Genomic DNA, 6,362 nt, shown 5'->3' with positions numbered 1-6,362 from the left:
GGCTACGAGCAGGTCCGCTCCGTGACGGCGTGGCTCGCGGGCGACATGGCCTCCGCGTCGAAGGTGGATCTCGTGCTCCCCGCGACAGGCGTGTGCTCGACCGACGACAGCGGCGGGGGTGGATGCTGCGCATGACGACCGTGCACGCCATGCAGGCGACGGACTGGCCCGACGTCGAGCGGATCTACGCCGAGGGCATCGACGACGGCGAGGCCACCTTCGAGACCAGCGCCCCGAGCTGGGACGCGTTCGACGCGGGGAGGCTCGGCGTCGGAAGGCTGGTCGCCGTCGATGAGCAGGGTCGGATCCTCGGGTGGATCGCGGCGTCGGCCGTGTCCGCGCGTCCCGCGTACCGCGGGGTCGTCGAGCACTCGGTATACGTCGCCAGGGCTGGTCGCGGGCAGGGAGCCGGGCGACTCCTCCTCGATGCGTTCATCGGTGCCACGGAGGCCGCCGGAGTCTGGACCATCCAGTCGAGCATCTTCCCTGAGAACCTGGCGAGCGTGCGGCTGCACGAGGCGTCCGGATTCCGCGTCGTAGGACGCCGCGAGCGCATCGCACGGTCCGGTCTCGGGCCACACGCGGGCGTGTGGCGGGACACGCTGTTGATCGAACGACGCAGCGCGATCACCGGAACCGACTGAACGAGAGAGCGAGCCCACCATGTCGCACAAGCCGACCGTCCTGTTCGTCTGCGTCCACAACTCCGGGCGGTCCCAGATGGCCGCCGGGTATCTCCGCGAACTCGGCCGTGATCGCGTCGAGGTGCTCTCCGCGGGGTCGGAGCCCAAGGACGCGATCAACCCGATAGCCGTGCAGGCGATGGCCGAGGAGGGGATCGACATCGCCGGCCACACTCCGAAGGTGCTCACCGTCGATGCAGTGCGCGAGTCGGATGTCGTGATCACGATGGGATGCGGCGACGCGTGCCCGATCTTCCCGGGAAAGCGCTACGAGGACTGGGAGCTCGACGACCCGGCGGGCCAGAGCATCGACGCGGTGCGTCCGATCCGTGACGAGATCCGCTCTCGCGTCGAAACGCTGCTTTCTGAGGTCCTTCTGAGCCGCGACGATCAGTGACTCACGGGGCTTTGGTCTTGCCCTTCCCCTTGTTGCCCTTCTCGCCCGGCCTGTCCTTGGTGCCGCTGTTCCCCTTGTCGCCGGTGTCGTCGCCCGCCGGGGTCGTCGGTTCGGTCGTGACGACGGGAGTCGGCGTCGTGGCGGCTGCTTCGAGATCGGCGCGCACGAGCACGATAGCTTCCTGAATCTGGGCGGCGCGTTCCGCGCTGATCTCGCCCGCTTCTCGCGCGCTGAGCGCTTCGGCCTCGAGCGCCGCGAGTTCCTGGAGCCCGGATGCGGGATCCCCGGCGGCCGCGAGTTCGGCGATGGCGACGACCCGGGTCTGCCAGGCTTCGGCCGTGTCGACGTCCGGTCCGGCCGGCGCCGACGAGCATGCGGAGAGGGAGAGTGCGACGACGAGCAGAGCGCTCAGCAGCGGTGTGCGATGGCGTGCAGTCATGGCGACACCGAGGTCAGAAGCTGCTGGAGGTGGGTGCCGAGAGGCTCCTCCATGGCGGGCAGGGTGGGCGCGGGAGTGGGCTCGGTGCGGGGCGCCCAGATGGCGGCACCCACGAGAACGATGGATGCGAGCACGACCGCCGATGCGGCCCCGGTCAGCCACACGAATCCGGAGCGACGCTTCCGGCCGTCCGTTGTCGGTGCCTCCGGTTCCGCGATGAGCGTCGGCGGGCGATCCACTCTCGTCGTCGCGGTGGGGGCCACCGGTGCGACGAGCGTCGGCGCGTCGTCGACGTCATCGCGCGGACGGCGAGGAGCGGCGGCGGCGGGGGCGGCGACGGTCGCCGACGACCGCGATGCCGTGTCGATGGATGCCGCACGCGCGGCGACCTCGAGCGCGGTGGGACGGGCATCCGGATCACGAGCCGTCATCGCCTCGAGAAGGGCTCCCCACTCGTGGCCGACCGTCGAGGGGATGACGGGCTGCTGGCTGAGTCTCGCGATGGCCGACTCGTGCGGCGAATCCTGCTCGAAGCCCCGGGTGCCGGTGAGGGCTTCGAGCAGCACGAGCCCGAGAGCGTAGATGTCGGATGCCGGGCCGGGTGTCGACCCGGTCACCTGCTCGGGACTCAGATACGCAGCGGACCCGATGACCATGCCGGGGGTCGTGATCCTCGTCGAGTCGATCAGGTAGGCGATGCCGAAGTCCGCGAGCTTGGCGTGGAACTCGCGTCCGGCGACGCCCGACGTGCGCAGGAGCACGTTCGCCGGCTTGATGTCACGGTGGACGATCCCCGCTGCGTGGACGACGTGCAGCGCCTCGCCGAGATCGCGTGCGATCGCACCGACCGCTGTCGGCGACAGCGGCGCCTTCTTGAGCCTCGCGTGCAGCGTCGGACCGTCCACGTACTCCATGACGATGTAGCGCGGACCATCGCCGGAGACGTTCGCGTCGAACAGCGTCACGAGCGCGGGGTGGTTCAGGCTGGCGAGCAGCTTCGTCTCCGACGCGCTCCGCTCGAGGTCTGTCGCTCCGTCGCGAAAGACCTTGACCGCGACCTCGCGCCCGAGCGACCGGTCGCGTGCGTGGTAGACGACTCCCATGCCTCCTTCGCCCAGCGCGCGGCCGAGCTCGTATCGCTGGTCGAGGACGTGCCCGCCCGAGCCGCCCGGAGCCGGGATCGCGGCCCCCTGATCAGGCGATGGGGTCATCGTTGCGAAGGCTTCTCCGCGTGACGCGCTCGCCCGTGCCCGGGTCGACGGACGTGCGCTCGACGGTGTCGGTGCGGCGTCGGCGCAGCACCAGGACGAGACTGATGAGGGCGACGACGACGCCGGCGCCCATGAGGATGTATCCGATGAGGTCGAGGTCGATGTAGCCGCCCGTGTCGACGTTGACCGCGAAGGCGAGGATCGCTCCGATGACGAACAACGCGATGCCGGTTCCGATGCCCATGATGTGCCTCTCTGGGGAACGATGACGCGATCCCCGACGCATCAGAATAGGTCAATCGCGATTGACTCAATACGGATTGACCCTCATCCGCGGGCCTGGTAGGGATGATGGCAATGACCGATCTGGAGCGACGCGCAGGCATCTTCGCCGCCCTCGCCGACCACACGCGCCTGCGTATCGTCGATCTGCTGCTGGCGGGCGACCTGTCGTCGTCCGAGATCGAGAGCGACCTCGGGGTCCGGTCGAACCTCATCGCCCACCACCTGCGCGTGCTGGAGTCCGCGCGGATCATCCAGCGGAGCCGGTCGGAGTTCGACCGACGCCGCACCTACATCGGCCTGCGCCCGGAGGTCTTCGACTCCCTCGCGCCGGTGAGCATCGCACCGCCGGAGAGGATCCTTTTCGTCTGCACGGCGAACTCTGCCCGGTCGCAGATGGCAGAGGCGATCTGGCGGGATGCCAGCGACGTTCCGGCGGCATCCGCAGGCACACGCCCCGCCCGCGAGGTGAATCCGATGGCGACGGCGGCCGCCGCACGCCATGGACTCACCATCGACTCCCACCGGCCGCCGCGCCATGTCGACGAGGTGCGGCACGACAGCGATCTCGTCATCACCGTCTGCGACGACGCGCACGAGCGACTGCGCCCGATGGACGACCTGCACTGGTCGATACCCGACCCGGCCGTTCACGGAACGGCATCCGCCTTCGACGCCGCCTTCGACGCGATCACGCGGCGAATCCGAGCCTTCTCATCGCGGCTCTCTGTGGCGTCATGATCTTCATACCGCCGACAGGACTGCAAGTCAGCCGGGATCGGCAGCCGGTCGGAAGGTGAAATGCTGGCGGAGGATAGGGGATTCGAACTCTCATTTTCTGAGGTGCGAATGGCCTGTTTTGCCGCGTAATTCCGCGGTTTTCGCTGAGCCGGTCTCGTGGCACACCCGCATCCTCCTGCCCGAAGATGCAGTAGATACGCGGGTGGATTTCGGTAACTGTGCCTTAACTGTGCCACGGGCGAACCGGGCGTTCATTGGCGACGCGGGGCGCGCGGCCGTACTAGACGCTCATTAGACGTTCTGTCCTGTGACGGGGCAAGATCGTTCGTTGAGTCGAGACGGCGCATCCTCCTGTCATCGCTTGGCACACTGTGTGAAAGTGAACTCGGAGGATCCTTCGATCCGCGCCTAGTTGTGCGGCGTGACCGGTTCGGGGATGGCGGCCGGGAAGAGAACCCGAATGACAAGCCACCCGATCGCCGCCCCAACAAACTGCGCGCCGATGAAGGGCAGCGCAGATGCCGGCGCGATGCCGGCAAAGGTGTCGCTGAACATCCGGCCGATGGTGATGGCGGGATTGGCGAAGCTCGACGAAGAGGTGAAGAAATACGCCGCGCCGATGTACGCGCCGACCGCGGGCGCGGCGAGGTGCGAGCGGCCGGTGCGGACCAGCGCGAAGATCACCACGATCAGTCCCGCGGTCGCGACGACTTCGGCGAGAATCAGGTTCCATCCACCGCGGTCGGTCGTGCTCCAGTTGACGGCAGGTTGGGCGAACATGAGGTTCGCCAGGATCGCGCCGACGATGCAACCGATGATTTGCAGGGGCAGGTATGTGGCGGCGACCGACCACGGGCGTCGATGCAGAAGGATGTCGACGACGGTTACGACCGGGTTGAAATGGGCACCGGAGACCGTGGCGAAGACGAGGATCAAGACCGTCAGACCCAGCGCGGTGGCGAAGGCGTTCTCGAAGAGCTGGAGTCCGACGTCGGTCGGAGACAGGCGCTGTGCGGCGATGCCGGATCCCACGACGACCACGGTCAAGCCAGCGCTGCCGAGAAATTCGCCCACGCCAGCGCGAACGGTGCGGTTCACGAAGCGACGAGGAGTTGCGAGACGCGATCCAGCGCGCCAGGGACGAGCTTGAAGTACGCCCAGGTGCCGCGCTTGCTGCGCGTGAGGAAGCCCGCGGTGGTGAGGATCTTGAGATGGTGGGAGACGGTCGGCTGGCTCAGCCCGACCGGCTCGATGAGGTCGCACACGCAGGCCTCGGCGTTTTCGGATGCCGCGACAATCGAAAGTAGTCGCAGCCGTGTCGGGTCAGCCAACGCCTTCATTGTGGTCGCCAGCTGGTCCGCCTCCGCGGCGGTGAGCGGTTCGCGCACGAGTGGTGTGCAGCAGGTCCCAGCGGTGACGTCGGTCACCTCGAGCATCGTGGCCATGCATCGACATTAGTCGATATTGACAGATCTCGATACATTGGCGAGAATCGGACATCGACGTTCATCGATATCTGCCGGAGGCTGCTGTGACCCTTCTAGACCTGACACCCCGTGTCACCATGAACGAGCGGGCCGCGACCCTGCCGGTCGTGATCATCGGCGCCGGACCGATCGGGCTGGCGGCGGCGGCAAACCTCGCGGAGCGGAACATCGACTTCCTCGTCTTCGAGTCCGGAGGAGAAGTCGCAGCAAGCGTTCGGTCGTGGGGGCACACCCGACTCTTCTCGCCCTGGAAGCACCTCGTCGACCCCGCCTCTCGTCGGCTGTTGGAGGCGCAGGGCTGGGAGCTGCCCGATCCGGAGCGTGCACCGACGGGAGCCGAACTCGTCGACAAGTACGTCGCGCCCCTCGCTGCCGTCGATGCGATCGCCACGCGCACCCGCGTCGGCGTTCGGGTCGACGGCGTCACGCGCGAGGGCATGGACCGCATCCGCACGACCGGGCGTGCGGCGACGCCGTTCATCGCCCGCGTGCGGACGGCCAACGGATCCGTTGAGGATGTCGCGGCACGCGCCGTCATCGATGCATCGGGCACCTACCTTTCACCGAACTCGCTGTCGTCGAGCGGGCTCGAGCTGCTCGGGATGAGCGAGATCGCCGACCGCGTCACTCCCGCCCTGCCGGACGTTCTCGGGCGCGACCGCCACCTGTTCGCCGGCCGTCGGGTGACAGTCGTCGGCGCTGGACACTCCGCCGCGAACACCCTGCTTGCGCTGGTGCAGTTGGTGCGCGAGGAGCCGGGTACGAGCGTCACCTGGCTCATCCGGAATGCACAGGCCGTACGGGTGTCGTCCTCGGCAAGCGACGAACTCGTCGATCGCGCACGACTCGGCAGCCGCGTCGATCAGGCCGTCGCATCCGGTGCCATCGCGCTCACCGACGGATTCGAGATCATCCGCGGCCGCCGCACGTCCGACGGTGTCGAACTCGTCGGACATCAGCGCGGCGAGGTCGTCACCCATCGCACCGACGTCGTTGTCAACGCGACCGGGTTCCGCCCGAACCTCGACATGCTTCGCGAGATCCGGCTCGAGCTCGACGAGATCGTCGAAGCACCCAAGCGGCTCGCCCCGCTCATCGACCCGAACCTGCACTCGTGCGGCA

General features: G+C 67.9%; 9 protein-coding genes and 1 pseudogene. 5 read left to right on the top strand and 5 right to left on the bottom strand.

The window, feature by feature from the left end:
- The 3 genes and pseudogenes from ACTIFV_RS18630 to ACTIFV_RS18620 all read left to right on the top strand — a co-directional run.
- Nucleotides 1-135, top strand: a pseudogene (locus ACTIFV_RS18630) (flavoprotein); the annotation flags it as partial.
- On the top strand, nt 132-644 hold the full coding sequence (locus ACTIFV_RS18625) for a GNAT family N-acetyltransferase (protein WP_439594304.1): 513 nt from the start codon (nt 132-134) through the stop codon (nt 642-644). The pseudogene ACTIFV_RS18630 and the gene ACTIFV_RS18625, both read left to right, overlap by 4 nt.
- 19 nt (nt 645-663) lie before the next feature.
- The gene (locus ACTIFV_RS18620) at nt 664-1,080 is read left to right on the top strand and encodes an arsenate reductase ArsC (protein WP_439594303.1); all 417 of its coding nucleotides are present in this window, start codon (nt 664-666) and stop codon (nt 1,078-1,080) included.
- A 1-nt stretch (nt 1,081) separates the two neighbouring features.
- Here ACTIFV_RS18620 and ACTIFV_RS18615 read toward each other — a convergent pair whose 3' ends face one another.
- Genes ACTIFV_RS18615 through ACTIFV_RS18605 form a run of 3 tightly spaced genes read right to left on the bottom strand, consistent with a single transcriptional unit; the run spans nt 1,082 to nt 2,974 of the window.
- Nucleotides 1,082-1,519: a hypothetical protein gene (locus ACTIFV_RS18615; protein WP_439594302.1), complete on the bottom strand. Its 438-nt coding sequence runs from the start codon at nt 1,517-1,519 to the stop codon at nt 1,082-1,084.
- A complete protein-coding gene (locus ACTIFV_RS18610) occupies nt 1,516-2,730 on the bottom strand; it encodes a protein kinase domain-containing protein (protein ID WP_439594301.1) in 1,215 nt (404 codons plus the stop codon). The genes ACTIFV_RS18615 and ACTIFV_RS18610 overlap by 4 nt, the downstream gene beginning before the upstream one ends.
- On the bottom strand, nt 2,714-2,974 hold the full coding sequence (locus ACTIFV_RS18605; RefSeq protein ID WP_439594300.1) for a DUF6458 family protein: 261 nt from the start codon (nt 2,972-2,974) through the stop codon (nt 2,714-2,716). The genes ACTIFV_RS18610 and ACTIFV_RS18605 overlap by 17 nt, the downstream gene beginning before the upstream one ends.
- 113 nt (nt 2,975-3,087) lie before the next feature.
- Between ACTIFV_RS18605 and ACTIFV_RS18600 the strand changes: the two genes are divergently transcribed.
- Entirely contained in the window at nt 3,088-3,753 is a 666-nt protein-coding gene (locus ACTIFV_RS18600) for an ArsR family transcriptional regulator (protein ID WP_439594299.1), read from the top strand.
- A 408-nt stretch (nt 3,754-4,161) separates the two neighbouring features.
- Here the strand turns inward: ACTIFV_RS18600 and ACTIFV_RS18595 are convergent, their stop codons facing one another.
- Both ACTIFV_RS18595 and ACTIFV_RS18590 read right to left on the bottom strand, forming a co-directional pair.
- Nucleotides 4,162-4,851, bottom strand: coding sequence for an aquaporin (locus ACTIFV_RS18595; protein WP_439594298.1), 690 nt, complete (start codon nt 4,849-4,851; stop codon nt 4,162-4,164).
- Nucleotides 4,848-5,198: a metalloregulator ArsR/SmtB family transcription factor gene (locus ACTIFV_RS18590; protein ID WP_439594297.1), complete on the bottom strand. Its 351-nt coding sequence runs from the start codon at nt 5,196-5,198 to the stop codon at nt 4,848-4,850. Before ACTIFV_RS18590 ends, ACTIFV_RS18595 begins: the two co-directional genes overlap by 4 nt.
- Nucleotides 5,199-5,284: 86 nt before the next feature.
- Here ACTIFV_RS18590 and ACTIFV_RS18585 point away from each other — a divergent pair.
- Nucleotides 5,285-6,362 (top strand): FAD-dependent oxidoreductase (locus ACTIFV_RS18585; protein ID WP_439594296.1); only part of this gene is annotated, 1,078 nt, incomplete at its 3' end.

This window comes from Microbacterium sp. (genome assembly GCF_051860965.1).
Lineage (GTDB): Bacteria > Actinomycetota > Actinomycetes > Actinomycetales > Microbacteriaceae > Microbacterium.
The sequence above is the reverse complement of the archived record's forward strand: the minus strand, read 5'-3'. Positions and strand labels throughout refer to the sequence as shown.